A 26542-nucleotide genomic window follows, 5' to 3' on the forward strand; every position below is an offset into this window, starting at 1 on the left:
GTCCGGTTGCGGCGAAACTGCCCAAGCGCGGCGCAAGGCGCAAGCCGTCCGACTTTGGCCGGGGCTGACCTTGGCCTGTACCCGCGCTAGTGCTGGGCAAACAACTGCCGGAACCGCCATGACCGCCCAGACCAAAGCCCTGATCGCCGCCTATTACGACGCCTTCAACCGCGGCGACACCGACGCGATGGAGGCGATGCTGCACGAGGATTTCGAACATCACGTCAACGAAGGCGGGGTGCGGCGCGGCAAGCAGGGCTTTGCCGCGTTCAACCGCCACATGAGCGAGACCTATCGCGAGACCCTGACCGACATGGTGGTGATGGCCAGCGACGACGGCAGCCGCGGCGCGGCCGAGTTCGTGGTGAACGGGACCTATCTGAAGACCGACCCCGGCCTGCCCGAGGCGCGCGGGCAAAGCTACCGCCTGCCAGCTGGGGCATTTTTTGCCATCAAGGACGGGCAGATCGCGCGGGTGACCACCTATTACAACCTCGCCGACTGGATCCGGCAGGTTTCGTGATCACGACGCGGATCCTGACCGGGGACGGGCTGACCGCCGCGCTGGGGGAACTGGCGCGGCTGCGGATCGCGGTGTTCCGCGACTGGCCCTATCTCTATGACGGCGACGAAGCGTATGAGCGCGAATATCTGCGCGCCTATGCCGCCCCCGGCGCCGTGGTAGTGGCGGCGATGGACGGCGACCGCATGGTCGGCGCCGCCACCGGTGCCCCGATGGAACACCACGCCAGCGATTTCGCCGCCGCATTCGCCGGGCGCCCCGAGGCGCTGGAAGATATCTTCTATTGCGCCGAATCGGTGCTGCTGCCGGAATATCGGGGCCACGGGCTGGGCCATGCATTCTTCGACGGGCGCGAGGCGCAGGGCCGCGCGCTGGGGCGGCGCTGGTCGGCGTTCTGCTCGGTGGTCCGGCCCGACGACCACCCGGCCAGGCCCGCCGGTTACCGCCCGCTGGACGGGTTCTGGCGCAAGCGCGGCTATGCGCCGCTGCCGGGCGTCACCGCGCAATTCCGCTGGCGCGACCTGGGCGAGGCCGAGGAAACCGCCAAGCCCCTGCAATTCTGGATCAAGCCGCTATGAGCCGTCCCGTTCGCATCGCCGCCGCGGCTTATCCGTTCGACTGGTTCGACGATTTCGCCGCCTATGAGGCCAAGATTTCAGCCTGGGTCGCCAAGGCCGCCGACTGCGACCTGCTGGTGTTTCCCGAATACGGCGCGATGGAGCTGGCCAGCCTTGGCGGGCCCGAGGTCGCGCGCGATCTCGAATCCAGCCTGCATGAGGTCGCCAGGCACGAGGCCACCCGCGATGCGCTGCACGCAAGGCTGGCGGCCGAACATCGCTGCCATATCCTCGCCGCCTCGGGGCCGGCGTTTCCGCGGCCTGGGACAAGGCCGGTGAACCGGGCGGTGCTGTTCGGGCCGCAGGGGCGGATCGGGCATCAGGACAAGCAGATCATGACGCGGTTCGAGCGCGAATCCTGGGACGTGATCGCCGCGCCGGGGCTGCGGGTGTTCGACACGCCCATCGGCCGCATCGGCATCACCATCTGCTACGACAGCGAGTTTCCCTTGCTCGCCCGCCGGCTGGCCGAGGCGGGGGCCGAGATCCTCCTGGCGCCCAGCTGCACCGACAGCGTGGCGGGGTTCATGCGGGTGCGCATCGGCTGCATGGCGCGGGCGCTGGAAAACCAGTGCGTGGTGGTGCAGGCGCCGACGGTGGGCGACTGCGCCTGGAACCCGGCCATCGACGAAAACCGCGGCCGGGCCGCGATCTATGCGCCCCCGGACGGGATGTGGCCCGAAACCGGGGTGGTGGCCGAGGGCGCGATGGACCGGCCCGGCTGGGTCAAGGCGGAAATCGACCTGGACCGCATCGCCGAAAGCCGGCAGCGCGGGCAGGTGCTGCCGTGGCTGCACTGGCCGGAAAGCGCGGCCTCGCCGCTGGATTAACGCAGCCGCGGCGGGGCGTCGGGCGTGTCTTGCGCCGCCGCCGTCCCCGGCGCCAGCGCCGAGAAATCGAACAGCGCCGGGTCCGGCAGATGCGAGGGGCGCACATTGGTCAGCGCCCGGAACATCACCTGCCGCCGGCCGGGGCTGCGCGATTCCCATTCATCCAGCAGCTTTTTCACCTGCATCCGCTGCAACCCGTCCTGACTGCCGCACAGATCGCAGGGAATCACCGGATAGTTCATCGCCCGGGCAAAACGCTCGCAATCGGCCTCGGCCACGAAGGCTAGCGGCCGCAACACGTTCAGATCGCCCTCTTCGTTCAGCAGTTTCGGCGGCATCGAGGCCAGCCTGCCGCCGTGAAACAGGTTCATGAAAAATGTTTCCAGAATATCGTCGCGGTGATGTCCCAGCACCACGGCCGAACAGCCCTCCTCGCGCGCGATGCGGTACAGGTTGCCACGCCGCAGCCGCGAACACAGGCTGCAATAGGTCCGCCCCTCGGGAACCTTGGCCTTCACCACCGAATAGGTGTCCTGATACTCGATCCGGTGCGGCACGCCCCGGTCCGCCAGAAACTCGGGCAGCACCGTGGCGGGGAAGCCCGGCTGGCCCTGGTCGAGGTTGCAGGCCAGCAGTTCGACCGGCAGCAGCCCGCGCCATTTCAGCTCGTGCAGCACGGCCAGCAGCGTATAGCTGTCCTTGCCGCCCGACAGGCAGACCAGCCAGCGGTCGCCGGGGTTGACCATGTGATAGGTCTCGATCGCGGCGCGGGTTTCGCGCACCAGCCGCTTGCGCAGCTTGCGGAACTCGGTCGACGAGGGCGCGCCGCGGAACAGCGGGTGGATCTCGGTCTCGTCCGCGGAATCGGGCGTGTCGGCGGCGTCGTCCAGCATCAGGCGGCCCTCGGGCGGTTGGGGTCAAGGGTCATCGGGTCTTGTCGCGCGGCGGCGGTACCGGGTCGTAGCCCGACCCGCCCAGCGGGTGACAGCGCCCGATTCGCCGTAGCGTCAGCCAGCTGCCGCGAACGGCGCCGTGACGTTCCAGCGCCTCGAGCGCATAGGCCGAGCAGGTGGGCTGATAGCGGCAGCCATGCCCCACCCAGGGGCTGAGCAGCAGCCGATAGGCACGCACCGGCAGCGCGACGAGATGGGCCAGCGGGGTCACGGCTTGCCCCCCGCGGGGCCCTTGCCGCGGCGGCGGGGGGCCGGGTCCGGGCGCGTCGCATCGGCGTTGCGCGGCGGCGGCGCCGCGTGGACCCGCGACAGTGCGGTTTCCAGATCGGACAGCATGGCGGCAAAATCGCGGGTCGCGGTGGCCTCGGGGCGGCCGACCAGCACATAGTCCCAGCCCCCCTGCCCCCGCGCCGGGATCACCTGCCGCGCCAATTCCCGCAGCCGGCGCTTGGCGCGGTTGCGGGCGACGGCATTGCCCAGTTTCTTGGAACAGGTATAGCCGACCCGGATCGCCTGCGGGGCGACCGGCTCGGCCGGGTCGCGGCGGCGGGCCTGCAGCAGAAAACCCGCCGTTCCCTGACGGCGGGCCGAGGCCGCGCGCAGGAAATCGGCGCGGCGGGTCAAGGTGGTCATGGCCGGAACACGGGCCGCATCGCCGCCGGGGGCGTCCGCGGTCAGCGCCTCGACCATCGGCCGTGTCAGGCCGACAGGACCTTGCGGCCCTTGGCGCGGCGGGCGTTCAGAACCCGACGGCCGCCCTTGGTGGCCATGCGGGCGCGGAAACCGTGCCGGCGCGCGCGAACCAGGTTCGACGGCTGGAAGGTGCGTTTCATCGTCGTAGCTCCAACAGCTGGGGCGCGCAGGGTATGGGCCAACGGCCCACGCAAACACGCCGGGAATGCGAAGCCCGCCAAATAGGGCTGGCCTGCGCCCAAGTCAACCACATCGGCGAGCTTTCGCCATATTTCCGCCGCCGATCTTCCGCCGCGGCGTCCATCTTGGGAACCGCGCGCCGATCACATATGTTTGATGCGCAGGCTCGCCACGCGCCCGGGCAATTGCCGGCGGATGCGCAGTGCGACGATACAGGACGACATGAGCTTCAACAGTATTACCGGCCGCTTTGCACTGCTGACGATCGTGTTCGTGCTGTTGGCCGAAATCCTCATTCTCGTCCCCAGCGTGACCAATTTCCGCCGCGACTATCTGGAAACGCGGCTGGAACGGGCGCAGATCGCCAGCCTGGCGCTGCTGGCGACCGACGAATCCATTGCCGCCGACCTGGAAAGCGAGCTGCTGGAAAACGCCGGCGTCTACAACGTGGTGCTGCGGCGCGACGACATCCGCCAGCTGGTGCTGTCCTCGCCGCTGCCGGAGCCGATCTCGGCCACCTACGACCTGCGCGACCAGAATTTCGGCGCCAGCGTCCGCGACACGCTGCACCGGCTGCTGAGCCCGCGCCCCCAGACCATCCGCGTGATCGGCGAGCCCGTGCGCGACGCCGGGCAGCTGATCGAGATCACCATGAACACCGCCCCCATGCGCACCGCGATGATCGAGTTCGCCGTGCGGCTGCTGGCGGTCTCGGCCGCGTTTTCGGTGCTGACCGCGCTGCTTCTGAACCTGGCGGCGCAGCGGCTGATCGTGGGGCCGATCCGGCGGGTGATCGGGCACATGACCGCCTATGCCGCCTCGCCCGACGACAGCCGCACCATCATCACCCCCTCGGCCAGCATGGGCGAGGTGCGCGCCGCCGAATCGGCGCTGGCGGCGATGCAGCACACCGTCACCGCCTCGCTCAAGCAGCGCGAGCGGCTGGCGCAGCTGGGTCAGGCGGTGGCCAAGATCAGCCACGACCTGCGCAATATCCTGACCACCGGCCAGATCCTCGCCGACCGGCTCGAGGAAAGCGCCGACCCGGCGGTGCGGCGCACCGCGCCCAAGCTGGTCGGCGCGATCTCGCGCGCGGTGACGCTGTGCGAGACCACCCTGGCCTTCGGCAAGGCCGAGGAACCGCAGCCCTCGCTGTCGCTGTTCCACCTGCGCCCGCTGGTCGCCGAGGTGGTCGAGGCCGAGGAGCTTGCCGCCGAGCCCGCCCCCGGCGCCGAGGTCGATTTCGTCACCGACATCCCCGCCGGGCTACGCATCCGGGCCGACCGCGACCAGCTGTACCGGGTGCTGGCGAACCTGGCCCGCAACGCCCGCCAGGCAATCGAGGCCACCCGCAAGCCTGGCACCATCGAGATCGCGGCCGGCGAGGACGAATCAGCCTGGTGGCTGCGCGTCGGCGACAGCGGCCCCGGCCTGCCGCAAAAGGCCCGCGACAACCTGTTCCAGCCCTTCACCGGCGGCATCCGCAAGGGCGGCACCGGGCTGGGGCTGGCCATCGCCGCCGACCTGATCCGCGGCCACGGCGGCCGGCTGGAGCTGATCCGCAGCGACAGCACCGGTTCCGAGTTCCGCATCACCCTGCCGCGAGAGATCTCGCTGGCCTGATCCCCGGCCTCTGCTGCCCGCCGCGCAAAATCTCCCGGGGGCGCGTTTTACCCCTTGCATCCCCCGGACGCTCGGCCTACCTACCCGCCCTACGACGGACCCGTAGCTCAGCTGGATAGAGCACCAGACTACGAATCTGGGGGTCGGGCGTTCGAATCGCTCCGGGTCCGCCATTTCCCTCTTTATACTGCCTGCGCCAGATTTCCGGCCCAGCCGGCGCGACGAATATGGACGCACGGCGGTTGCGCAGAAGGCCATGGCAGGCCAACGGCTGCCTCGGCCTGCCGGCCCTTCGGCGGCCAGCGCTTTTCCCCTTATGAAACAGTTCGCGGGTGGTTCATGTGGGACCATATGTTCGTCGTGACCGGCGGCCCCGGTTCCGGCAAAAGCAGCCTGATCGACGCGATGGCCCGGCGCGGCTTCCGCACGATGCCCGAGGCCGGGCGGGCGATCATCCGGGATCAGGTTGGGATCGGCGGATCGGCCCTGCCCTGGGCGGACCGGGCGCTGTTTGCAGAGCTCTGCTGGGCTGGGAGCTGCGTTCCTGGCACGAGGCCGCCGCAGGCGCGGGGCCGGTCCTGATGGATCGCGGGATCCCCGATGTCATCGGCTATCTCACGCTTTGCGACCTGCCGGTTCCGGCCCATGTCGAGGCGGCGGCGAGGCTTCATCGCTATAACAGGCAGGTCTTCCTCGCGCCGTATTGGGACGCCATCTTCACGCAGGACGCCGAGCGCAAGCAGGACCGGCCAGAGGCCGAGGCGACCGGCAGCATCATGGCAGAAACCTACAGAAGGCTCGGCTATCGGATTGTCGAGCTTCCGCTGCGGGGGATCGAAGAGCGCGCCGATTTCATGACGGACTGTCTGCAAGCCCCGTGACCGCGACGCCCGACTCGCAGCCTATACACCGCGGGCCCGCCGCTTTATTCCGGCGGGCTGAAGCGGCCCCCTTTCGGGCCTGTCCGCGGAGGCGCTTGTGATCCTGTGCGAATTCGGTCCCGGCGGGCGGGCGGTCCTGTTTCGCGACGCGCAGCAGGTGGTTGTTGCCCATCGGCTTAACGAGGTTCTTCCCGCGCTGGCGCGGGCCGAGACGGCGCGGCAGGCGGGGAAATGGGTCGCGGGCTGGATCGGCTACGAGGCCGGCTATGCGTTCGAGGAGCGGCTGCACCCGCTCGCCCCCTCGACGCAGGGGCCGCTGCTGGCGCTTGGCATCCACGACGCGCCCTGCCCCGCCGGTGACTTCGCGCTGCCGGACGAGGACGTCCAGCTGGCCCCGTTCCGCCCGCTGGTCTCGCGCGAGGATTACGGGGCCGCGTTCCGGCGAGTGCAGGACCGCATCGGCGCCGGCGATTGTTACCAGATCAACCTGACCTTTCCGCTGGAATCGCGGCTGCGGCGGGGCTCGGCCGCAGGGCTTTACGCGGCGCTGCGGGCGCGCCAGCCGGTCGGCTTCGGCGCTTTCGCCGATCTGGGCGGGCCGGTGGTGCTGTCACGCTCGCCCGAGCTGTTCTTTCGGCTCGACGCCGCCGGCGCAATCGAGGCGCGGCCGATGAAGGGCACCGCCCCGCGCGACCCCGACCCCGAACGCGACGCGGCACTGGCCCAAGCGCTGGCGGCGTCCGAAAAGAACCAGGCCGAGAACCTGATGATCGTCGATCTGCTGCGCAACGACATCGGCCGCATTTCCCGCCCCGGCAGCGTCCGCGTGCCCGAGCTGTTCGCCGTCGACAGCTTTGCCACCGTGCATCAGATGAGCTCGCGCGTGACCGGACAGCTGGCCGCGCCCCCCGATCTGCCGGGGCTGATGCGGGCGCTGTTCCCCTGCGGCTCGATCACCGGCGCCCCCAAGATCCGCGCGATGGAGATCATTCGCGAGGTCGAACCCTTTCCCCGCGGCGTCTATTGCGGCGCGCTGGGGTGGATGGCGCCGGACGGGGCAGCGTGTTTCTCGGTCACCATCCGCACGCTGTCGGTCTGGCCCGACGGGCGGGTGACGCTGAACGTGGGCGGCGGCGTGGTGCAGGATTCGACCGCCGACGCGGAATGGGAGGAAGCTTTGTGGAAAACCCGCTTTGCGCAGGCGCCGACGACCCCGGGCTGCGGCTGATCGAGACGGTGCTGTGGGACGGCGCCGCCTGCCCGCGGCTGCGGCTGCATCTGGCGCGGTTGCAGGCGGGGGCGGCCACGCTGGGCTGGCCCTGCGATGCCGGGGCCGCGGCGGCCGCACTGGTGGCCCCGCCGGGCGCAGCGGCGCGGCTGCGGCTGACGCTGGACCGGGCGGGCACCATCGAGGTGACGCGCGCGCCGCTGCCGCCCTCACCGCCCGAATGGCGGCTGGGGCTGGCGGCGGCGCGGCTGCGATCCTCGGACCCGTGGCTGCGGCTCAAGACCACCCGCCGCGCGGTCTACGACGCCGCCCGTGCGACGATGCCCGCGGGGCTGGACGAGCTGCTGTTCCTGAACCAGCGCGCCGAGCTTTGCGACGGCACCATCACTACGCTGTTCTTCGACCGCGGCGCGGGGCTGCGCACGCCGCCGCTGTCCTGCGGGCTGCTGCCGGGGGTGCTGCGGGCGGAATTGCTGGAAAGCGGCGCCTGCCGCGAGGAGATCCTGCCCGCGGCCGATCTGCCCACGGTGCGGCTATGGGTCGGCAATGCCCTGCGCGGGCTGATGCCGGCGGTCTGGCGCGGCACCGCCGGGGGTTGAGGGCTCAGATTTCCCTGCCGCCGCGGAAGCGCGCGAAGCTCTGCTGCCCCGCGGGACCGAACAGCACCACATTATAGATGTCGGGCGCAACTTCAGGATAATCCATTCCCGGCGATCCCGCCGGCATCCCCGGCACCGCCAGCCCGGTCGCCGCGGGGCGTTCGGCCAATAGGCGGCGGATAGCCTCGGCGGGGACGTGGCCCTCGATCACATAGCCGTCCACCTCGGCGGTGTGGCAGCTGGCCAGCGCCTCGGGGACGCCCAGCCGCTGCTTGATCTGCTCCATGGCGTCGCTGTCGTTGGCGCGCACCGCAAAGCCGTTGGCGCGCAGATGCTCGATCCAGCCGCCGCAGCAGCCGCAGCCGGGGTCCTTGTGGACCGAAACCAGCGGCGCGGTGCCGGCGTGGATTCGCGTTGCCGCCAGCAGCACCGGCAGCGCCGCCATCGCCATCAGCACCGCGCGGCGATCAAGGTCATTTGCCATCTCGTCCACATCCCGTTGTCACGTCGTTCCACCAATACCCCCTTTACCCGCATCGCCCAAACCCGGAAACATGACAATCTGGCGCGGGCGGCAACGGTGGCGGGCGTGGCAGGACGGATGGGTGTGATCGCAGCGGCCCTTGGGCTGGCGGCGGTGGTGGCCGCGGCAGCCTGGGTTTTCGCCGGCCGCGACCGCCCCTCGCGCGCGACCCTGGCGCTGGGGCAAGAGCTTTACGCCCTGCACTGCGCCAGCTGCCATGGCGCCGATCTGGAAGGCCAGCCGGACTGGAAGCTGCCGCTGCCTTCGGGGCGGCTGCCGGCGCCGCCGCACGACGCCAGCGGCCACAGCTGGCACCACCCCGATTCCCTGCTGCACCGCATCGTGAAGGAAGGCACCGCCGCGGTGGTGGGCGGCGGCTATGAAACCGACATGCCCGGTTTCAGCGACCAGCTGGACGACGCCCAGATCGACGCGATCCTGTCCTATATCAAAAGCACCTGGCCCCGGCGCGAACGCGACCACCAGCGGGCGCTCAGCCGGGCCGAAAACCGCTGACCGGAAATGACCTTGCGTCGGATCCTACAAATTACAGTGCAAATCCGCCTGACTTTGCCGTGATTCTACCGGGTCATGGTTGAAGCCGCCCCGCTTCCGCGCAAGGCTGGCTTTCCGAAGGAGAACCCCGAGGCAACCGTTCCAGCCGTCGTCCGGACCGCCCCTTGCCGACCGGAATCCCGGGCTGGGCCCGCATATCGGCAACCCCATCCCGGCCGACCGCGACGCGCAGGCGCTGCTGCACCGGCTGATGCACCAGATCACCAACTCGATGCTGCTGGTGCGCTCGGTGGTCCGCCGCTCGGCCGAGACCGCCGAGAGCCTGGAGGACTATGTGCTGCATCTGGAAACCCGGCTGGACAGCATCCACCGCGTCATCGGAGCGCTGGTGCGCGACCCCGACCAGACCTTTACCCTGCGCGGGCTGATCGAGGACGAGCTCGAGGCGCAGGGCGCCTATCACGGCGGCGGCGCGCGGCTGATCAGCGGCCCCCGCATCATCCTGCCCGCCACCGCCGCGCAGACGCTGGGGCTGGTGATCCAGGAAATGGTCGCCAACTCGTTCCAGCACGGGGTGCTGGGCAGCGAGGACGGCGGGCAGCTGCATATCGGCTGGCAGATCGACGAGGACGCGGCCGGCGGTCCCGAACTGCGCATCGACTGGACCGAACGCGGCCAGCTGCCGCCGCCGCACCGGCGCGGCTTCGGGGTGACAGTGATGGAAAACCTGCTGGCATATCAGCTGGATGGCCGCGCCGAATGGGATTTCACCCCGCGCGGGCTGCGCATCATGCTGGCGGTGCCGATGGCCAGCCTGGGCCCCGAACCGGGGTTCGAGACCGCGGAGGGAGGGTTTTCCGGCACCGGCGCCGGGGATTGGTCCACCGGCAGGTTCTGAAGATTTTGGACGAAACCGGCCGGAATTCGTTGCCGCCGCATTGAACCGGCGCGGCGCGATCTGCATATTGGCAATCTCATGACCGGCGAATTTGACATGCCGTCCCTGTCATGAACTGTTCTTGTCAAAATGGTATCCGGTTTTTCGAGAAGGCGGTCTGACCATGGAACTTCACCTGGCCTATCCCGGGTTGTTCGACCAAGAGGCCGGGGCGCAGCTTGCCGCAGTGATGGGCGCGCCGCGGCAGCTGAACCCGCGACAGCGGATCCTGCGGGCCAATGTCGCCCGAACCGGCGCGCTTTACATTCAGCGCGGCTTTGCGGCGCGCTATCGGCTGGACCGCTCGGGGCGGCGGCAGTTCATCGGGGTGCTGATCCCGGGCGATTTCGCCGGGCTCAGCAGCTTTGCGCTGGGGCGACTGGACCACGACATCGATTCGATCAACAGCGTGCGGCTGCAGTCGATCAGCCATGACCAGCTGGGCACGCTCGAGGCCACCTCGCCCGAGCTTCTGTGCCGGCTGTGGCAGCTGACCCTGCTGGATTCGGCGATCAGCCGCTACTGGATCTTCCGCATCGGGCGGCTGCCGGGGCTGGCGCGGATCGCCAATTTCTTCTGCGAGATGCTGGTGCGGCAATATGTCCGCGGCCTGTGCGGCACCGACCGTTTTGAACTGCCGCTGACGCAAAGCGACCTGGGCGAGGCCTGCGGGATGACCCCGGTCCACGCCAACCGCATGATCGGCGAGCTGCGGGCCGAGGGGATCTGCAATTTCATGGATGGCGCGGTCGAGGTCGGCGATTTCGCCGGGCTGTTCCGTATGGGCCAGTATTCCTGGGACTATCTGTATCTGCCCGACGCGGTCAGCACCGACCTGCGCCGGCGCCTGGCCCGGACCGCGACGCGCGGCATCGCGCTGCACGGGCTGCGCTGAAAGGGCTGCGCCGCAGGGACGGACCCCGCGGCGCAAATCGCATCAGAAGAAGCCCAGCTTCGAGGGCGAATAGCTGACCAGCATGTTCTTGGTCTGCTGATAGTGGTCCAGCATCATCTTGTGGGTCTCGCGCCCGATGCCCGACTGCTTGTAGCCGCCAAAGGCGGAATGCGCCGGATAGGCGTGATAGTTGTTCACCCAGACCCGGCCGGCCTTGATCCCGCGACCCATGCGATAGCAGGTGTTCATGTCGCGGCTCCACACCCCCGAGCCCAGCCCATAGAGCGTGTCGTTGGCGATCTCGAGCGCCTCGGCCTCGTCCTTGAAGGTGGTGACGGACACCACGGGGCCGAAGATTTCCTCCTGGAAGATCCGCATCTTGTTGTTGCCGCGGAAGATCGTCGGCTTGACATAGTAGCCTTGGGACAACTCGCCCCCAAGGTCCGCCGCCTCGCCCCCGGTCACCACCTCGGCGCCCTCGGCGCGGCCGATGTCCAGATAGGACAGGATCTTGTCGTGCTGTTCCTTGCTGGCCTGCGCGCCGATCATGGTGTCGGCCTGCCGCGGGTCGCCCTGCTTGATCGCCTGCACCCGCGCCACCGCCTTTTCCATGAAGCGGTCATAGATCGATTCCTGGATCAGCACGCGCGAGGGGCAGGTGCAGACCTCGCCCTGGTTCAGCGCGAACATCGCAAAACCTTCCAGCGCCTTGTCGAAGAAATCGTCCTCCTCGCGCGCCACGTCGGCAAAGAACACATTGGGCGACTTGCCGCCCAGTTCCAGCGTCACCGGGATCAGGTTCTCGGCCGCATATTGCATGATCAGCCGCCCGGTCGAGGTCTCGCCGGTGAATGCGATCTTGGCGATGCGGTTCGAGGACGCCAGCGGCTTGCCGGCCTCGAGCCCGAATCCGTTGACGATGTTCAGCACCCCGGGCGGCAGCAGGTCGCCCACCGTCTCGATCCACACCATGATCGAGGCCGGGGTCTGTTCCGCCGGCTTCAGCACCACGCAGTTGCCCGCCGCCAGCGCCGGCGCCAGTTTCCAGCAGGCCATCAGCAGCGGAAAGTTCCACGGGATGATCTGGCCGACGACGCCAAGCGGCTCGTGGAAGTGATAGGCGACAGTGTTGTCGTCGATCTGCGACAGCGTGCCTTCCTGTGCGCGCAGGACGCCTGCGAAATAGCGGAAATGGTCGATGGCCAGCGGCACGTCGGCGGCCATGGTCTCGCGGATCGGCTTGCCGTTGTCCCAGGTCTCGGCGGTGGCCAGCAGTTCCAGGTTCTGCTCCATCCGGTCGGCGATCTTCAGCAGGATCTGCGACCGCTCCTGCGGGCTGGTCCGGCCCCAGCGGTCGGCGACGGCATGGGCCGCATCCAGCGCGGCGTTCACGTCGGATGCGTCGGAACGGGCGATGTCGCCCATTTTCGCGCCGGTGATCGGCGTGGTGTTTTCAAAGTAGCGGCCGGCGTTCGGCGCCACCCATTTGCCGCCGATATAGTTGTCGTAGCGGCTGGCGAACGGCATTACCCCGACGCCCTTGAACTCATGCGCCTGGTCGTTGGGCATGTCTGCTCCTCCCCTGAAAGCGAATACGGCCCGGCTCCTCACATCCGGGCGCCATCATGCTGCGGGATGGGGGCGCACCCGGTCAACAGGGGCGCGGGATTTCGGCGGCGGGACTGTCTCAATCCCGGGACTGGAGGGGGGATTGCGCCGGGGACTCGATCCCTAGCCGCCGCATCCGCCGGTACAGCGTGGCCCGCCCCACCCCCAGCGCGCGGGCGGCGGCGGTGACATTGCCGCCCGACCGCGCCAGGGCCCGCACCACCGCCGCGCGCTCGGCGCGGACCAGCCCGCCCGGCTCGGCGTCCTGCCCCTGGGCGCGGGCCAGCAGGTCCGACAGCGGCTGCGGGTGCAGGGCGCCGGTCTTGGGCAGCCCCAGCGCGCGGCGCGCCGCGCGGGTGGCACCCACGGCAAGGTCGTCGCGATCGACGGCCACCAGCGCCTCGATCCCTTCGCCCGCCACCACGGTGCGGGTGCCGGGAAAGGCGGCGCGGAACCATGCCGTCTCGATCCGCCGCGCATATTGCCCGGCGGTGGCGGCAATCAGCGCGGTGATCTCGCGCGAGGCATCGTCGCGCGCGCTCGACACGTCCAGCGCCGCCAGCAACTGCCCGTCCGGCCCGTGGATCGGTGCGTCGATGCAGCTGAGCGCGATGTTCGAGGACAGGAAATGCTCGTCGCGGTGGATGATCACGCCGCGCCCCTCGGCCAGACAGGTGCCGATGCCGTTGGTACCCTGCGCGGCCTCGGACCAGTCGGCCCCGGGGGCCAGCGCCCAGCCGTCGAAATCCCGCGCATCCCCCGGCGCGGCACGGCGGTCCAGCACGATCCCCTGCGCATCGGTCAGCACCACGGCGCAGCCGGAACTGCCGACCAGCCGGAACAGCTCGTCGATGGGGGCGGCGGCGACGTGCAGCAGCCGCTCCAGCGCCTCGCGGCGGCGGGCCAGCTCGGCCTCGGTCAGCCGCGGCGCGCGCAGCGCCACCGCCGGGTCCAGCCCGTGCCGCAAGGCGGAACGCCGCCAGCTCGCGGTCAGGGGCGTCAGGTCGTCGGACGCGCGCGTCCGCTCGATCACGCGGTCGGCGTGATGGCGTGTGTGCATGATTCGGCCACTCCCTGCGCGCAGTATAGCCGCAACCGGGAAATCTTCTGTCCGCAAATATCCCCGCCGGAGGCTCCGGCGGCAAAGCCCGCGCCAGCGGTGCCGGTTACTCGCAGCAGTGGCGCTCAGGCCCCGGCCCGGCGCCGCCCCCCGGCAAACAGCATCGCCAGCGCAAAGATCGCGGCGGCGGCGCAGACGATGGTGGGCCCGGTCGGCGTGTCCAGCCGGAACGCCGTCCCCAGCCCGCCCAGACCGGCGGCCGCGCCGATCAGGGCGGTGGCGACGGCCATCGCCTCGGGCGAGCGCGACAGCGGCCGCGCCGCGGCGGCGGGGATGATCAGGAAGGCGCTGACCAGCAGCGCCCCGACGATGCGGATCCCGGCCGCCACCACCAGCGCCAGCGCGATCTTCAGCACCCATTGCTCGGCCCGCGGGCGGATGCCGTCGGCGACCGCCATCTCGGGCGACAGCGTGGACAAGAGCAGCGCCGACCATCGCCAGGCGACCAGCGCCACCACCGCCGCCGCGCCCGCCCAGATCAGGGCCAGATCGGCGCGAGTCACCGACAGGATGTCGCCGAACAGATAGGCGTTGAGGTCGGTCCGCACCCCCTGCACGAAGCTGACCGCGACCAGCCCCGCGGCCAGCGCGCCATGCGACAGCACCCCCAGCGCGGTATCGACCGACTGCCGCCCTGACAGCCCCGCCACCAGCGCCGCCATCGCCAGCGACACCACGATCACCGCCCCGAACAGCGGCAGCGACCACGCCAACGACAGCGCCACGCCCAGCAGCGCCGCGTGGGCAGTGGCGTCGCCGAAATAGGCCATCCGCCGCCAGACCACGAAACAGCCCAGCGGCGCGCAGGCCACCGCCAGCCCGACTGCGGCCAGCGCGGCGCGGACCATGAAATCATCCAGCATCAGGCGGCATCCTCGTCATGGCCGGCGCAGGGCAGGCCGTCGTCGTGGCTGTGGTCGTGGTGGTGGCGATACAGCGCCACCGACCCGGCCCCGGCCGCCCCGAACAGCCCGCGATAGGCGGGCGACAGCGACACGGTTTCCGGGGTGCCCTCGCAGCAGATATGCCGGTTCAGGCAGACCACATGGTCCGAGGCCCGCATCACGATCTGCAGATCATGGCTGACCATCAGCACCGCGCAGCCGGTGTCCGCATTCACCTGCTCGATCCGCGCATAAAAGGCCGCGACCCCGGGCTGGTCGAGGCCAGCCGTGCCCTCGTCCAGGATCAGCAGCTCGGGGTCGTTGAGCAGCGCCCGCGCCAGCAGCGCCCGCTGCATCTGCCCGCCCGACAGTCCGGTGACCGGCCGCCGCTCCAGCCCCGCCAGCCCGGCGCGGTCCAGCGCCGCGGCAATGGTGGCGGCATCGCGCCGGCGCGGCAGGTTCATGAACCGGCCAAGCGTCATCGGCATGGTGGGATCGACCGCCAGCCGCTGCGGCACATAGCTCAGACGCAGCCCCGGCGCTCGGGTCACCTGCCCGCGCGAGGGGGCGACGGCGCCGATGATGGTCCGCATCAGAGTGGTCTTGCCCGAGCCGTTTGGCCCGACCACGGTCACGATCTCGCCCCGCCGGATGCTCAGGTCGATGTCGCGCAGGATTTCCTGCCCGCCCAGCTCGACCGCCACGCCGGCCAGCGTGACCAGAGGCGCCGCCCCCCCGCTCATGCCGCAGTCCGGCAATCGGCGCACAGCCCCTCGGCCTCGCGCACGGTGGTCTCGATGGCGAAGCCTGCGCCCTCGGCGGCGCGTTCCAGCTGGCCGCCGGCAGGGGCCGGGGTCTCGATCACATGGCGGCACTGGCGGCAGATCAGGAACACCGGCACATGGCCTTCGCCGGCATGGGCGCAGGCGGCGAATGCGTTCAGCGTCTCGATCCGGTGCACCAGCCCGGCGCGGATCAGGAAATCCAGCGCGCGATAGACCACCGGCGGCTGCCCGCCCAGACCTTCGTCGCGCAGGCGGTCGAGGATCTCATAGGCACCCAGCGCGCGGTGTTCTTCCAGCAGGATTTCCAGCACGCGCCGCCGCACCGGGGTCAGCTGCACCCCTTCGCGCGCGCAATGGCTTTCGGCATGGGAAAGGGCTGCGCGGATGCAGCTGTCGTGGTCATGCATGGTCCGGCCCTCCGGTCGCCGGGGAACGCCGCGTTGACGGGTGTTCTGTTATAATATAACTCATCCCGACAATCTAATGCGGAGCCCGCGAAATGTCACGTCCCCTTTTGGCCCTTGCCCTTGCCGCCTTGGCAGCCCCTGCCGCAGCCGAGGCCCCGCGCGTGGTCGCCGACATCGCCCCGGTGCATTCGCTGGTGGCGCGGGTGATGCAGGGGGTGGGCGAGCCGGCGCTGCTGGTCCCGCCCGGCGCCTCGCCGCATTTCCACGCGCTGCGGCCGTCGGATGCGCAGGCGCTGCAGGCGGCGCAGATCGTGGTGACGGTGGGACCGGAGCTGGCGCCCTGGCTGGACCGGCCGCTGGCGACGCTGGCCGGCACGGCCACCCGCATCGACCTGCTGCACAGCCCCGGCACCACCGTTCTGCCCACCCGCAGCAGCGCCCTGTTCGAGGCGCATTCGCATGACGACCATGCCGCGCCGGACGATCACGACGACCATGACCATGATCACGATGGGCATGACGACGGGGGCAGCCACGACCAGGGCGCCACCGACCCCCATGCCTGGCTGGACCCCGAGAACGGCAAGCTCTGGCTGAACATCATCGCCGCCGCACTGGCCGAAGCCGACCCGGACAACGCCGCGCTCTACCGCGCCAACGCCACCGAGGGCGCCGCGGAAATCGACGCGGCCACCGCCGACACAAGCGCCGAGGTCGCGCCGCTCGACGGGCTGCGCTATGTCGTCTTTCACGACGCCTATCAGTATTTCGAAAACCGCTTCGGCCTGCCCGCGGCCGGCGCCATCGCGATCAGCGACGCATCCCCCCCCGGCCCCGCCCGCATCGCCGAGCTGCGCGAGCGCACCGCCAAGATGGGGGTAACCTGCGCCCTGACCGAGCCGCAGTTCGACCCCGACCTGATCGCCACGGTGTTCCAGGGGCGCAACGTGGCGACCGCGGTGCTGGACCCGATCGGCGCGCAGATCCCGCCGGGGCCGCAGATGTATCCGGCGCTGATCCGCTCGATCGGGGCGGCGCTGGCGGGCTGCGCGGCGGACTAGCCGGCGTCGGCCAGGAAGCGCGTGACCGCCGGGCGCAGGCAGGTCACGCCCAGGGCGCGCCCCTCTTCGATCACCTCGCGCAGGGCGGTCAGGTCGATACTGCGCAGCAGCGCCTTGACCGGCCCGATCGAGGCCGGGCGCATCGACAGCGTGCGCAGCCCCAGCGCCGCCAGCACCGCCGCCTCGGGCGGGCGGCCGGCATCCTCGCCGCAGAAGCTCAGCGGCACGCCATGTTCGGCGCAGCGGCGGACGATCATCTCGATGAACCCCAGATAGGGCAGCGACAGCGTGTCATAGCGCCGCCGCACCCGCTCGTTCTCGCGGTCGGCGGCAAAGAAGAACTGCTTGAGGTCGTTGCCCCCGATCGAGATGAAATCGCAGCTGCGGAAGAACCCGTCCGAGGCAAAGGCCAGCGATGGCGTTTCCAGCATCGCGCCAACCTTGACGGCGGTCGGCATCTGGTGGCCCAGCGCCGCTTCGCGCTCCAGCTGCTCGGCCAGCATCCCGCGGGCACAGGCGAACTCGTCGCCGTCGGCGATGAACGGGAACATCACGTTCAGCTCGCGCCCGGCAGCGGCCCGGATCAGCGCCTGCAACTGCATCTTGAGCACGCCGCGTTTGTCCAGCCCGACGCGGATCGCCCGCCAGCCCATGGCGGGGTTGGGTTCCTCGATCCGCTTCATATAGGGCAGGATCTTGTCCGAGCCGATGTCGAGCGTGCGGAACACCACCGGCCGGCCGCGGGCATTGTCCATCACCCGCCGATACGAGGCCGCCAGTTCCGCCCGCTGCGGCACCCGGGTGCGGATCAGGAACTGCAGCTCGGTGCGGAACAGCCCCACCCCCTCGGCGCCCGAGCTGACCAGGCTGGGCAGGTCGGCCATCAGCCCGGCATTCATGCACAGCCGCAGGGTGGTGCCGCATTTCGTCGTCGCCGGCAGGTCGCGCAGCCCGGCATAGCGCTGCATCGCCTTGGCCTGCATGGCGATGCGTTCGCGGAACGCCGCCGCCACCGAGTCCTCGGGGCGCAGATGCACCACGCCGCTGTCGCCGTCGACCAGGATGGTGTCGCCGCTGAGCGCCTCGGCGGTGATGCGCCCGGCGTGGACCACCAGCGGGATCGCCAGCGTCCGCGCCACGATCGCCGCATGGCTGCCGACCGAGCCATCCTCGAGCACCACCCCGCGCAGCCGGCGGCCGTATTCCAGCAGCTCGGCCGGGCCGATGTTGCGCGCCACCAGGATCGGATTGTCGGGCATCGGGATGCCGGTGTCGCGGCCCTGCCCGGTCAGGATGCGCAGCAGCCGGTTCCACAGATCGTCCAGGTCGTGCAGCCGCTCGCGCAGATAGGGGTCGGCGGTGCTTTCCAGCCGCGCCCGGGCGTGGGACTGTTCCTTGTCCACCGCCGCCTCAGCCGACAGCCCCAGGTCGATGTCCTCCTCCATCCGGCGCAGCCAGCTGCGCGAGCGGGTGAACATGCGATAGGTCTCCAGCACCCCGCGGCCCTCGTCGCTGGCCAGATCGGCCGAGCTGACCATCTCGTCCACGGTCTGGCGCAGCATCGCCACGGCCTCGGCCAGGCGGGCGCGTTCCTTTTCGGGATCGTCGCCGACCGGGTTGGTGATGACGACGCGGGGTTCGTGCAGCCAGACCTGCCCCTCGGCCGCGCCCTCCTGCGCGGGGACGCCGCGGAACACCGCCGCCAGCCGATGCTCGGGGCGGGCGCCATGGCCCAGGAACGCCCCCAGCTCGGCCATCTCGGCCAGCACCATGGCGGCGACCTCCAGCCCGTAGACCTCGTCCTCGGAAAACTCGCGCGCCTCGCGCGACTGGACGACCAGCACGCCCAGCTTTTCACCGACGCGCTGGATCGGGACGCCCAGGAACGACGGGAACACCTCTTCCCCGGTCTCGGGCATGTAGCGGAAACCGGGCTGGGCCGGGGCGTTGGCGGTGTTCACCGGCTGGCCGGTGCGGGCGACGCGGCCCACCAGCCCCTCGCCCAGCCGCAGCCGGGTCTTGTGGACGGCCTGCGCGCGCAGCCCCTCGGTCGCGCACAGCTCCAGCGTGTCGGGGTCGCGGAACAGGTAGATCGAGCACACCTGCGTCCGCATCGAATCGGCGATGTGGTGGGTGATCGAGTTCAGGCGCGCCTGGCCGTCGCCCGGCGCGGCCAGCGTGTCGCGCAGCCGCCGCAGCAGCCTTCGCGATTCGCTTTCCGTGCGATCCTGCATCTGCGGCGCGCCTTCTGCTTACGGTGTCGGGCCGGAACCGCCCGACGGGCAGGCGTCAGGCCTTTTCCAGTTCAAAGGCATCATGCAGCGCCTGCACGGCCAGTTCCATATACTTGCGGTCGATCAGCACCGAAATCTTGATCTCGCTGGTCGAGATGACCTTGATGTTGATGTTCTCGTCCGCCAGCGCCCGGAACATGCGCGCGGCGACGCCTGCGTGGCTGCGCATCCCGATGCCGACGACCGAGACCTTGGCGACCTCGGTGTCCACGCTCAGCTCGTCATAGGCGATCTTGCCCTCGGCGCGGGCGGCCTCCATCGCGCGGCGGGCGTGCTCCACCTGCGCCACCGGGACCGAAAAGGTCATGTCGGTCACCGCGCCCGGATGGTCCTCGTAGTTCTTTTCCGAGATGTTCTGGACGATCATGTCCACGTTCACCCCGGCCGCGGCCAGCGGCTCGAAGATGGCGGCCGAGATGCCGGGCCGGTCCTCGACGGTAATCAGGGTGATCTTGGCCTCGTCCCGCGAATAGGCGATGCCCGTGACGACCTTGGCTTCCATGATCTGATCCTCATCGCACACCAGCGTGCCGCTGGTCTCATCGGTTTCGTCAAAGGACGACAGCACCCGCAGCGGCACCTTGAAGCGCATCGCCAGCTCGACCGAGCGGGTCTGCAGCACCTTGGCCCCCAGCGAGGCCAGCTCCAGCATCTCCTCAAAGGCGATGCGGTCGAGCTTGCGGGCCTTGGCGCTGATCCGCGGGTCGGTGGTATAGACCCCGTCGACATCGGTGTAGGTATCGCAGCGCTCGGCGCCGAAGGCGGCGGCAAAGGCAACGGCGGTGGTGTCCGAACCGCCCCGGCCCAGCGTGGTGATGCGCCCGTCCGGCGCGATCCCCTGGAAGCCGGCGACCACGGCCACGCGCATCCCTTCGGCGAATTTCTGGTCGATATTGTGGCGCGGGATCGACACGAAGCGCGCAGAGCCGTGCTGGTCGGTGGTGTTGATCGGCACCTGCCAGCCCTGCCAGCTGCGCGCCGGGATGCCCATTTCCTGCAGGCGCAGCGCCATCAGCCCGGCGGTGACGTTCTCTCCGCTCGCGACCACGGCGTCGTATTCGCGCGCGTCATACAGCCGCGAGGTGCCCTCGACCCAGCCGACCAGCTCGTTGGTCCTGCCGGCCATGGCGCTGACGATGACGATCACGTCATAGCCGCGCTCGACCTCGCGCTGGACCTTCTTGGCCGCATTCGCGATGCGGTCCAGATCGGCCACCGAGGTGCCGCCGAATTTCATCACCAGAAGCGGCATCCAAAGCCTCCAGTCGCCGGGTGGAACGGGGGGCTGATAGGGCAGCGCAGGCGCAGGGGCAAGTGGCATCGGCGGCAAATCGGCAGCCGCCGGGCGCTCTTTCATCTTGCCGGAAATATCCCCGGGTCCCGGGGCAGAGCCCCGGTCCGGCGCCCTCAGGACAGCTTGCGGGTGGTGCGGAACGGCAGCGGCATGACGGGGACGCCGTCTTCGATCAGCTTGCGGGCCTCGTCCAGCCGTGCCTCGCCGTGGATCGAGCGTTCGGGAATGTCGCCCGCGTGCATGGCGCGCGCGGTGGTCGCGAAGTCGCTGCCGACATAGGCCGAGTTCTCCTCGACATGGCGGCGCAGCGCGCGCAGCGCCGCCTCGGCCGCCGATCCGGGCTGCTCCAGTGGGCGCGCGGCCTCTGCACCGCTGTCGGGAACAGCGCCGCGCGGGTCGTCGCGGGCTGGCACCGCGGGGGCCATCGGCGCCTTTTGTACCGATACGCTGCCGCAGACGGCGCAGCTGACCTGGCCGGCACCGCTCAGCGCGTCATAAGCCGCGGCCGAGCGGAACCAGCTGTCGAAATCATGCCCCTTGTCGCAGCGCAGCGCGTAACGGATCATTCGTGGTCTCCTGCCGGACCATGAATATCGGAATTGCGGCCGCGCCGCGCAAGCGGGTTCGGCCCCTGCGGGTTTGCGGGCGGCTGTGGCCGGGTCGAGGCTGCACCGGCGTCCCCGCGCGCCCCCCCGGCCAGCGCCAGCAGCCGCGCGACCAGCGGCCCCGGGTCGGGGGCGGCGGCGTCCAGCGCCCGGCGCGCCGCCTGCCCCATGGCGCGGCGGCGGCCGGGGTCGGCGAGGATCGCGCCCAGCCGCTCGGCCAGCGTGCCCGGCGCCACCAGCCGCGCCGCGCCCTCGGCATCCAGCAGCGCGTAATCGGCGCGGAAATTGGCCACATGCGGCCCGTGCAGCAGCGCGCAGCGCCAGGCCGCGGGCTCCCACGGGGTATGGCCGCCGTGATCGGCCAGCGAGCCGCCGGTCAGGCAGACCCCGGCCGCGGCATAGGCGCCGCCCAGCGCCCCCAGCCGGTCGATCAGCAGCAGGGGCGGGGCGCCTGCCGCCGCCACCTCGCGCGCCCCCAGCCGTTCGGGCGCAAATCCGGCGGCGATCGCCAGCGCCGCTACCTCGTCGGCGCGGCGCGGGTGGCGGGGGGCGAGGATCAGCCGCAGCCCCGGGATGCGCGCCGCCAGCGCGGCATGGGCGGCCAGCACCGCCTCTTCTTCCCCGGGGTGGGTCGAGGCCGCCAGCCACAGCCGATCGCGCGAGGCGCTTTCCGGCCCCGGCCGGATCGCCGCCGGCCCCAGCAGCTTGAGGTTCAGCCGCCCGGCCAGCGCCGCCTGCGGCAGCCCCAGCGCCCGCAGCCGCGATTCCGTCCCCGCGTCCTGCGCCGACAGCAGGTCGAGCCCGGCCAGCACCGGCCCGATCAGCCCCCGCGCCCGCCCCCAGCCGCGGGCGGAGCGTTCCGACATCCGCGCCCCGATCACCGCCTGCGGGATGGCGCGGCGGCGGGCCTCGGCGGCGCGGTTGGGCCAGACCTCATTTTCCACCGTCACCATCAGCGCCGGCCGCACCGCGTCCAGAAAGCGGCGCACCGCCCCCGGCACGTCCAGCGGCGCCAGATGCGCTTGCAGCCCCCAATCCCGCGCCACCGCCCGCCCCGTGGTCGAGTTCGTCGTCACCACTACCGGATGATGCGCGGCCAGCGCCTCGATGATGGCGCGGGCCGAGTTCAGTTCGCCTACGCTGGCGGCATGGACCCAGATCGCGCCCGGCGGCTGCGCGGCCACGTCCAGCGCCAGCCGCTCGCGCAGCACGCCGCCGGCCAGCGGCGCGACCGCACGCAGCGCGGGGCCGGCAAGACCCGTGGCAAGTCGGTAGATCATCGCCCCACCCGGCAGATTGGAACGCCGCGCAGAACAGCCGTTGCCGGCGGGAAAGTAAACTCCCCTTCCTCGGCGGCAGGGCGCATGGCCGCGCTGCACGGGGAATCCTTGCACCCCGCAGGGCGGCTACCTAGCTTTAGGGGCAGGAAAAATGTCCGAGTTCAGGAGCGTATCGTGGCCGAGATGAACCCCGCCGCCGCTGCGCCGGCCACGGCATCGCTGCGGATCGGTGCGGTCGCGCTGACCGTGCGCGACCTGCACACGCTCAGCCGCTATTATCAGGACGTGATCGGGCTGCGGCTGCTGGCCGACGAGGACGGCGAAACCGGCAGGCGCCACCTGCTGGGCTGCGGCGACCGGGTGCTGCTGGAGCTGCGCCACGACCCCGGGGCCGACCCCCCGGGCCGCTCCGAGGCCGGGCTGTTCCACACCGCCTTCCTGCTGCCCTCGCGCACCGCACTGGCGGACTGGATGGTGCACGCGCTGGCGATGGGGGTGGCGCTGGACGGGGCCTCGGACCATCTGGTCAGCGAGGCGCTGTATCTGACCGACCCCGAGGGCAACGGCATCGAGATCTACCGCGACCGCGAGCGCGGCGAATGGCCGCTGGCGGCGGACGGCAGCGTCTCGATGGCGACGCTGCCGCTGGATCTGCGCGCGCTGGCGGCCGAGGCCGGCCGCGCCCGTTTCACGGGGCTGCCCACGGACAGCAGCATCGGCCATGTGCATCTGCGGGTCGGCGATCTGGACCAGGCCGAGGCGTTCTATGCCGGCACGCTGGGGCTGGCGGTGATGACCCGCTATCCGGGCGCGCTGTTCTTCGGCGCGGACGGGTATCATCACCATCTGGCCGCGAATATCTGGAACAGCCGCGGCGCCGGCCCGCGGCGCGAGGGCACCACCGGGCTGGCCGAGATCGCCCTGACCGTCGACGCCCCCGAGCTTCGGGCGCTTGCCGACCGCCTCGGGCCCGAGGCCGCGGGCGGCGCGATCACGCTGCGCGATCCATGGGGCACGCGGCTGAGCCTGCACGAAACCTGAGCGGCGCGGGCCGCGCGGGCTTGCCCCCGCGCGCGCGATGTCGGAAATCTGTGGCCATGACCAGACCCCCGCGCCATCGCCCCGAGTTCTTCATCCGGCTGTTCTTTTCGGAACAGGACATGATCGGCCCCGGCAAGGTCGCGCTGCTGGAAGGGATCGCGCGCAGCGGCTCGATCTCGGCCGCGGGGCGCGAAATGGGGATGAGCTACAAGCGCGCCTGGATGCTGGTCGAGACGCTGAACGGGATGTTCCGCGCGCCGCTGGTCGAAAGCGCGCGCGGCGGCGCGGGCGGCGGCGGCGCCACGCTGACCGACACCGGCCGGCAGGTGCTGGCGCTGTTCCGGGAAATCGAGGCCGCCGCGGCCGAGGTCAACACCGAGCGGCTGGCGGCGCTGCGCGAGATGCTGGCGGACGCTCCGCCCGGAAATAACGGTTGAGCCCGGCGCCGCGTTGGTTATGTTCCCCGGAATATAACCCTAGGAGACAGCCATGCCTCGCCTGACCCCTGCCCTTTCCGGCATCCTTGCCGCGCCGCTGCTGGCCGCCGCGCTGCCCCTGCCCGCGGCCGCCGACGAGGTGGTGGTGTTCGCCGCCGCCTCGATGAAGACCGCGCTCGACCCGCTTGCCGAGGCGTTCCAGGCCGAAACCGGCCACAGCGTGGTGATCAGCTATGCCGGCTCGAACGCGCTGGCCAAGCAGATCCTGGACGGGGCGCCGGCCGACATCTTCATCTCGGCCTCGGTGCAGTGGATGGACGAGGTCGAAAAGGGCGGCGAGGTGGCCGAGGGCACCCGCGCCGACCTGCTGGGCAACACGCTGGTGCTGGTCGCCCATGACGCGGATGCGCCGCAGGTGACCCCGGCGCCGGGCTTCGACCTGGCCGGGCTGCTGGACGGCGGCAAGCTGGCCATGGCGCTGGTCGATTCGGTCCCCGCCGGGCAATACGGCAAAGAGGCGCTGACCGCGCTGGGGGTGTGGGATGCGGTGTCGCCCTCGGTCGCGCAGGCCGACAACGTGCGCGCGGCGCTGGCGCTGGTCGCGACGGGCGAGGCCCCCTATGGCATCGTCTATGCCACCGACGCCGCCGCGGAACCCCAGGTCCATGTCGTGGGCACCTTCCCCGCCGACACGCATGAGCCGATCGTCTATCCCGTCGCGCTGCTGAAGAACGCCGCGGACGAGGCCGACCGCGCCTTCCTTCAGGCGCTGGACACCCCCGAGGCCGATGCGGCCTTTGCGGCCCAGGGCTTCACGGTCCTGGATTGATGCCGGACTGGCTGTCGCCCGCCGAATGGGACGCGCTGCGCCTGTCGCTGCGCGTCGCGTTCTGGGCGACGCTGGTCAGCCTGCCGCCGGCGCTGCTGGTCGCCCATGCGCTGGCGCGCTGGCGGTTTCCCGGACACGGGCTGCTGAACGGGCTGGTCCATCTGCCGCTGGTGCTGCCGCCGGTGGTCACCGGCTATGTGCTACTGCTGACGCTGGGGCGGCGCGGGTTCGTCGGGCAGTATCTGGACCAGTGGTTCGGCATCGTCTTTGCCTTTCGCTGGACCGGGGCGGTGGTCGCGGCGGCGGTGATGGCGTTTCCGCTGATGGTCCGCGCCATCCGCCTGTCGGTCGAGGCGGTGGACCCGAAGCTGGAACAGGCGGCGGGCTCGCTGGGCGCCTCGCGTCCCTGGGTCTGGGCCACGGTCACGCTGCCGTTGATCCTGCCCGGGGTGATCGCGGGCGCCATCCTCGCCTTCGCCAAGGCGATGGGAGAGTTCGGCGCCACCATCACCTTTGTGTCCAACATCCCCGGGGAAACCCAGACCCTGCCCTCGGCCATCTACAGCTTCCTGCAGGTGCCGGGGGGCGAAGGCGCGGCGGCGCGGCTGGCGCTGGTGTCGGTGGCGGTGGCGATGACGGCGCTGGTCGCCTCCGAATTCCTGGCCCGGCGTGCCGCGCGCAGGGTGCATGGACGATGAGCGTTTCGATTTCCCTGCGCCACCGGCTGGCGGATTTCACGCTGGACGTGGCCTTCGACGCGCCCAGCGGGGTGACGGTGCTGTTCGGGCCCTCGGGCTCGGGCAAGTCCACGGTGCTGAACGCGGTCGCCGGGCTGCTGCGTCCCGACGCGGGCAAGGTCGCGGTCGGGGACACGGTGCTGACCGACACCGCGCAGCGCCTGTTCGTGCCGCCCCACCGCCGCCGGCTGGGGGTGATCTTCCAGGACGGGCGGCTGTTTCCGCATCTGAGCGTGCAGCAGAACCTGCGCTATGGCCGCTGGTTTTCCCCCGCCAGCGCCCGGCGCACCCCCGAATCCGCGGTGGTCGAGATGCTGGGCATCGGCGCGCTGCTGGACCGCGCCCCGGCCACGCTGTCGGGGGGCGAACGCCAGCGCGTCGCCATCGGCCGCGCGCTTCTGGCCGATCCGCGGCTGATCCTTGCCGACGAGCCGCTGTCGGCGCTGGACGACGACCGCAAGGGCGAGATCCTGCCCTATCTGGAGCGGCTGCGCGACGAATGGGGGGTGCCGATGCTCTATGTCAGCCATTCCCCGGCCGAGGTGGCGCGCATCGCCACCACGGTGGTGATGCTGGACGCCGGCCGCATCACCCGCATCGGCCCCGCCGCCGAGGTGCTGGCCGACCCGGCGACCGCCGGCCCCGGGCGCGAGGCCGGCGCGGTGATCGAGGCGCAGGTCATCCGCCACCACGACGACGGCGTGACCGAGCTTGCCGCGGGCGGCCTGCCGCTGTTCCTGCCCACAATCGGCGCTGCGCCGGGCGCAAGGCTGCGGCTGCGGATCGCCGCCCCCGACGTAATGCTGGCGCGCGGCCGGCCCACGGAAATCTCGGCGCTGAACATCCTGCCCGGCACGGTGGAATCGCTGACCGAACAGGGCGGCCAGGTGCTGGTGCGGCTGTCCACCCCCGCAGGCCCGGTGCTGTCGCGCATCACCCGCCGCTCGGCCGCGCAGCTGGGCGTCGCCCCGGGCGAGGCGCTGACCGCGGTGGTCAAGTCGGTCTCGCACGCCCCCGCCGACGTCGGCCGCGCCCACCGCTGACCGGCCTGGTCTCGTTCTTCCTTGTGAAATATCCTTAGGGCTTCCGAGCGCCCGGAAAACAGTCCTGCGGACTGTTTTCAGCGAGGAAGGTCGCGGCTGCAGGGGTGGAAAACCCCCGC

29 protein-coding genes, 1 tRNA gene and 1 pseudogene are annotated in these 26542 nt (G+C 70.7%); 17 read left to right on the forward strand and 14 right to left on the reverse strand.

The annotated features are described in order from the left end of the window. Window positions 1–118: 118 nt before the first annotated feature. From RSP45_RS07765 to RSP45_RS07775, 3 genes are read left to right on the forward strand one after another with little or no spacing between them, the layout of a single operon-like run. On the forward strand, window positions 119–523 hold the full coding sequence (locus tag RSP45_RS07765) for a ketosteroid isomerase-related protein (RefSeq protein ID WP_415393889.1): 405 nt from the start codon (window positions 119–121) through the stop codon (window positions 521–523). After that, window positions 520–1101, forward strand: a complete 582-nt coding sequence (locus RSP45_RS07770) for a GNAT family N-acetyltransferase (protein WP_415393890.1) — start codon at window positions 520–522, stop codon at window positions 1099–1101. Before RSP45_RS07765 ends, RSP45_RS07770 begins: the two co-directional genes overlap by 4 nt. Continuing rightward, window positions 1098–1970 (forward strand): carbon-nitrogen hydrolase family protein, encoded by an 873-nt coding sequence (locus tag RSP45_RS07775; protein WP_415393891.1) that lies wholly within the window; start codon window positions 1098–1100, stop codon window positions 1968–1970. Before RSP45_RS07770 ends, RSP45_RS07775 begins: the two co-directional genes overlap by 4 nt. Here the strand turns inward: RSP45_RS07775 and ttcA are convergent. Genes ttcA through rpmH form a run of 4 tightly spaced genes read right to left on the reverse strand, consistent with a single transcriptional unit; the run spans window position 1967 to window position 3756 of the window. Further along, window positions 1967–2863 (reverse strand): tRNA 2-thiocytidine(32) synthetase TtcA, encoded by an 897-nt coding sequence (gene ttcA, locus RSP45_RS07780; protein ID WP_415393892.1) that lies wholly within the window; start codon window positions 2861–2863, stop codon window positions 1967–1969. The genes RSP45_RS07775 and ttcA overlap by 4 nt on opposite strands. 31 nt (window positions 2864–2894) lie before the next feature. Next, window positions 2895–3134, reverse strand: a complete 240-nt coding sequence (gene yidD / locus RSP45_RS07785; RefSeq protein ID WP_303729170.1) for a membrane protein insertion efficiency factor YidD — start codon at window positions 3132–3134, stop codon at window positions 2895–2897. After that, window positions 3131–3625 (reverse strand): ribonuclease P protein component, encoded by a 495-nt coding sequence (rnpA, locus tag RSP45_RS07790; protein ID WP_415394021.1) that lies wholly within the window; start codon window positions 3623–3625, stop codon window positions 3131–3133. The genes yidD and rnpA overlap by 4 nt, the downstream gene beginning before the upstream one ends. Then, window positions 3622–3756 carry a 50S ribosomal protein L34 gene (gene rpmH, locus RSP45_RS07795; protein ID WP_073061402.1) on the reverse strand — a complete coding sequence of 45 codons (135 nt, stop codon included), beginning with the start codon at window positions 3754–3756 and terminating at the stop codon, window positions 3622–3624. Before rpmH ends, rnpA begins: the two co-directional genes overlap by 4 nt. A gap of 262 nt (window positions 3757–4018) precedes the next feature. On the opposite strand from rpmH, the gene RSP45_RS07800 reads away from it, so the two are divergent. The 5 genes and pseudogenes from RSP45_RS07800 (at window position 4019) to RSP45_RS07820 (ending at window position 8127) form a co-directional block, all read left to right on the forward strand. Then, complete coding sequence (locus tag RSP45_RS07800; protein ID WP_415393893.1) at window positions 4019–5419, forward strand: sensor histidine kinase; 1401 nt, start codon at window positions 4019–4021, stop codon at window positions 5417–5419. A gap of 96 nt (window positions 5420–5515) precedes the next feature. Further along, window positions 5516–5592, forward strand: a tRNA-Arg gene (locus RSP45_RS07805). A gap of 166 nt (window positions 5593–5758) precedes the next feature. Next, window positions 5759–6300: pseudogene (locus RSP45_RS07810) on the forward strand (AAA family ATPase). 97 nt (window positions 6301–6397) lie between these two features. Beyond that, the gene (locus RSP45_RS07815; protein ID WP_415393894.1) at window positions 6398–7528 is read left to right on the forward strand and encodes an aminodeoxychorismate synthase component I; all 1131 of its coding nucleotides are present in this window, start codon (window positions 6398–6400) and stop codon (window positions 7526–7528) included. Continuing rightward, entirely contained in the window at window positions 7480–8127 is a 648-nt protein-coding gene (locus RSP45_RS07820; RefSeq protein ID WP_415393895.1) for an aminotransferase class IV family protein, read from the forward strand. Before RSP45_RS07815 ends, RSP45_RS07820 begins: the two co-directional genes overlap by 49 nt. Window positions 8128–8131: 4 nt before the next feature. On the opposite strand, the gene RSP45_RS07825 is transcribed toward RSP45_RS07820, so the two are convergent. After that, a complete protein-coding gene (locus tag RSP45_RS07825) occupies window positions 8132–8611 on the reverse strand; it encodes a DUF411 domain-containing protein (RefSeq protein WP_415393896.1) in 480 nt (159 codons plus the stop codon). A gap of 117 nt (window positions 8612–8728) precedes the next feature. On the opposite strand from RSP45_RS07825, the gene RSP45_RS07830 reads away from it, so the two are divergent. From RSP45_RS07830 to RSP45_RS07840, 3 genes are all read left to right on the forward strand, one after another. Next, complete coding sequence (locus RSP45_RS07830; protein WP_415393897.1) at window positions 8729–9166, forward strand: c-type cytochrome; 438 nt, start codon at window positions 8729–8731, stop codon at window positions 9164–9166. Between the two features lie 79 nt (window positions 9167–9245). Then, window positions 9246–10064 (forward strand): sensor histidine kinase, encoded by an 819-nt coding sequence (locus tag RSP45_RS07835; protein WP_415393898.1) that lies wholly within the window; start codon window positions 9246–9248, stop codon window positions 10062–10064. Between the two features lie 163 nt (window positions 10065–10227). Then, window positions 10228–10998 (forward strand): Crp/Fnr family transcriptional regulator, encoded by a 771-nt coding sequence (locus RSP45_RS07840; RefSeq protein WP_415393899.1) that lies wholly within the window; start codon window positions 10228–10230, stop codon window positions 10996–10998. Window positions 10999–11040: 42 nt separating this feature from the next. Here the strand turns inward: RSP45_RS07840 and adh are convergent, their stop codons facing one another. The 5 genes from adh to RSP45_RS07865 all read right to left on the reverse strand — a co-directional run bounded on the left by adh (window position 11041) and on the right by RSP45_RS07865 (window position 15802). Next, a complete protein-coding gene (adh, locus tag RSP45_RS07845; protein WP_415393900.1) occupies window positions 11041–12567 on the reverse strand; it encodes an aldehyde dehydrogenase in 1527 nt (508 codons plus the stop codon). A 118-nt stretch (window positions 12568–12685) separates the two neighbouring features. Next, the gene (locus RSP45_RS07850) at window positions 12686–13666 is read right to left on the reverse strand and encodes a GAF domain-containing protein (protein WP_415393901.1); all 981 of its coding nucleotides are present in this window, start codon (window positions 13664–13666) and stop codon (window positions 12686–12688) included. Window positions 13667–13791: 125 nt separating this feature from the next. Further along, a complete protein-coding gene (locus tag RSP45_RS07855) occupies window positions 13792–14589 on the reverse strand; it encodes a metal ABC transporter permease (protein ID WP_415393902.1) in 798 nt (265 codons plus the stop codon). After that, window positions 14589–15353: a metal ABC transporter ATP-binding protein gene (locus tag RSP45_RS07860; RefSeq protein ID WP_415393903.1), complete on the reverse strand. Its 765-nt coding sequence runs from the start codon at window positions 15351–15353 to the stop codon at window positions 14589–14591. Before RSP45_RS07860 ends, RSP45_RS07855 begins: the two co-directional genes overlap by 1 nt. Continuing rightward, window positions 15350–15802, reverse strand: a complete 453-nt coding sequence (locus tag RSP45_RS07865; protein ID WP_073061444.1) for a Fur family transcriptional regulator — start codon at window positions 15800–15802, stop codon at window positions 15350–15352. Before RSP45_RS07865 ends, RSP45_RS07860 begins: the two co-directional genes overlap by 4 nt. A gap of 92 nt (window positions 15803–15894) precedes the next feature. On the opposite strand from RSP45_RS07865, the gene RSP45_RS07870 reads away from it, so the two are divergent. Beyond that, complete coding sequence (locus tag RSP45_RS07870; protein ID WP_415393904.1) at window positions 15895–16863, forward strand: zinc ABC transporter substrate-binding protein; 969 nt, start codon at window positions 15895–15897, stop codon at window positions 16861–16863. Here RSP45_RS07870 and ptsP read toward each other — a convergent pair. The 4 genes from ptsP to RSP45_RS07890 form a co-directional block, all read right to left on the reverse strand. Continuing rightward, window positions 16860–19097 (reverse strand): phosphoenolpyruvate--protein phosphotransferase, encoded by a 2238-nt coding sequence (gene ptsP, locus RSP45_RS07875; protein ID WP_415393905.1) that lies wholly within the window; start codon window positions 19095–19097, stop codon window positions 16860–16862. The two genes, RSP45_RS07870 and ptsP, sit on opposite strands and share 4 nt — an antisense overlap. A gap of 55 nt (window positions 19098–19152) precedes the next feature. Continuing rightward, window positions 19153–20409 (reverse strand): aspartate kinase, encoded by a 1257-nt coding sequence (locus RSP45_RS07880; protein ID WP_073061451.1) that lies wholly within the window; start codon window positions 20407–20409, stop codon window positions 19153–19155. Window positions 20410–20564: 155 nt separating this feature from the next. Beyond that, on the reverse strand, window positions 20565–21017 hold the full coding sequence (locus RSP45_RS07885) for a DUF1178 family protein (protein WP_415393906.1): 453 nt from the start codon (window positions 21015–21017) through the stop codon (window positions 20565–20567). Beyond that, window positions 21014–22336 carry a 3-deoxy-D-manno-octulosonic acid transferase gene (locus tag RSP45_RS07890; protein WP_415393907.1) on the reverse strand — a complete coding sequence of 441 codons (1323 nt, stop codon included), beginning with the start codon at window positions 22334–22336 and terminating at the stop codon, window positions 21014–21016. The genes RSP45_RS07885 and RSP45_RS07890 overlap by 4 nt, the downstream gene beginning before the upstream one ends. Before the next feature lie 183 nt (window positions 22337–22519). On the opposite strand from RSP45_RS07890, the gene RSP45_RS07895 reads away from it, so the two are divergent. Genes RSP45_RS07895 through modC form a run of 5 tightly spaced genes read left to right on the forward strand, consistent with a single transcriptional unit; the run spans window position 22520 to window position 26423 of the window. Next, entirely contained in the window at window positions 22520–23377 is an 858-nt protein-coding gene (locus RSP45_RS07895) for a VOC family protein (protein ID WP_415394022.1), read from the forward strand. Between the two features lie 56 nt (window positions 23378–23433). Next, window positions 23434–23814, forward strand: a complete 381-nt coding sequence (locus RSP45_RS07900) for a winged helix-turn-helix domain-containing protein (protein WP_073061463.1) — start codon at window positions 23434–23436, stop codon at window positions 23812–23814. Window positions 23815–23866: 52 nt separating this feature from the next. Beyond that, a complete protein-coding gene (modA, locus tag RSP45_RS07905; RefSeq protein WP_415393908.1) occupies window positions 23867–24643 on the forward strand; it encodes a molybdate ABC transporter substrate-binding protein in 777 nt (258 codons plus the stop codon). Further along, the gene (modB, locus tag RSP45_RS07910) at window positions 24643–25341 is read left to right on the forward strand and encodes a molybdate ABC transporter permease subunit (RefSeq protein WP_073061470.1); all 699 of its coding nucleotides are present in this window, start codon (window positions 24643–24645) and stop codon (window positions 25339–25341) included. The genes modA and modB overlap by 1 nt, the downstream gene beginning before the upstream one ends. Next, window positions 25338–26423 carry a molybdenum ABC transporter ATP-binding protein gene (gene modC, locus RSP45_RS07915; protein ID WP_415393909.1) on the forward strand — a complete coding sequence of 362 codons (1086 nt, stop codon included), beginning with the start codon at window positions 25338–25340 and terminating at the stop codon, window positions 26421–26423. Before modB ends, modC begins: the two co-directional genes overlap by 4 nt. Window positions 26424–26542 lie beyond the last annotated feature (119 nt).

This window comes from Paracoccus sp. SJTW-4, assembly GCF_047716885.1.
Classification (GTDB): domain Bacteria; phylum Pseudomonadota; class Alphaproteobacteria; order Rhodobacterales; family Rhodobacteraceae; genus Paracoccus; species Paracoccus solventivorans.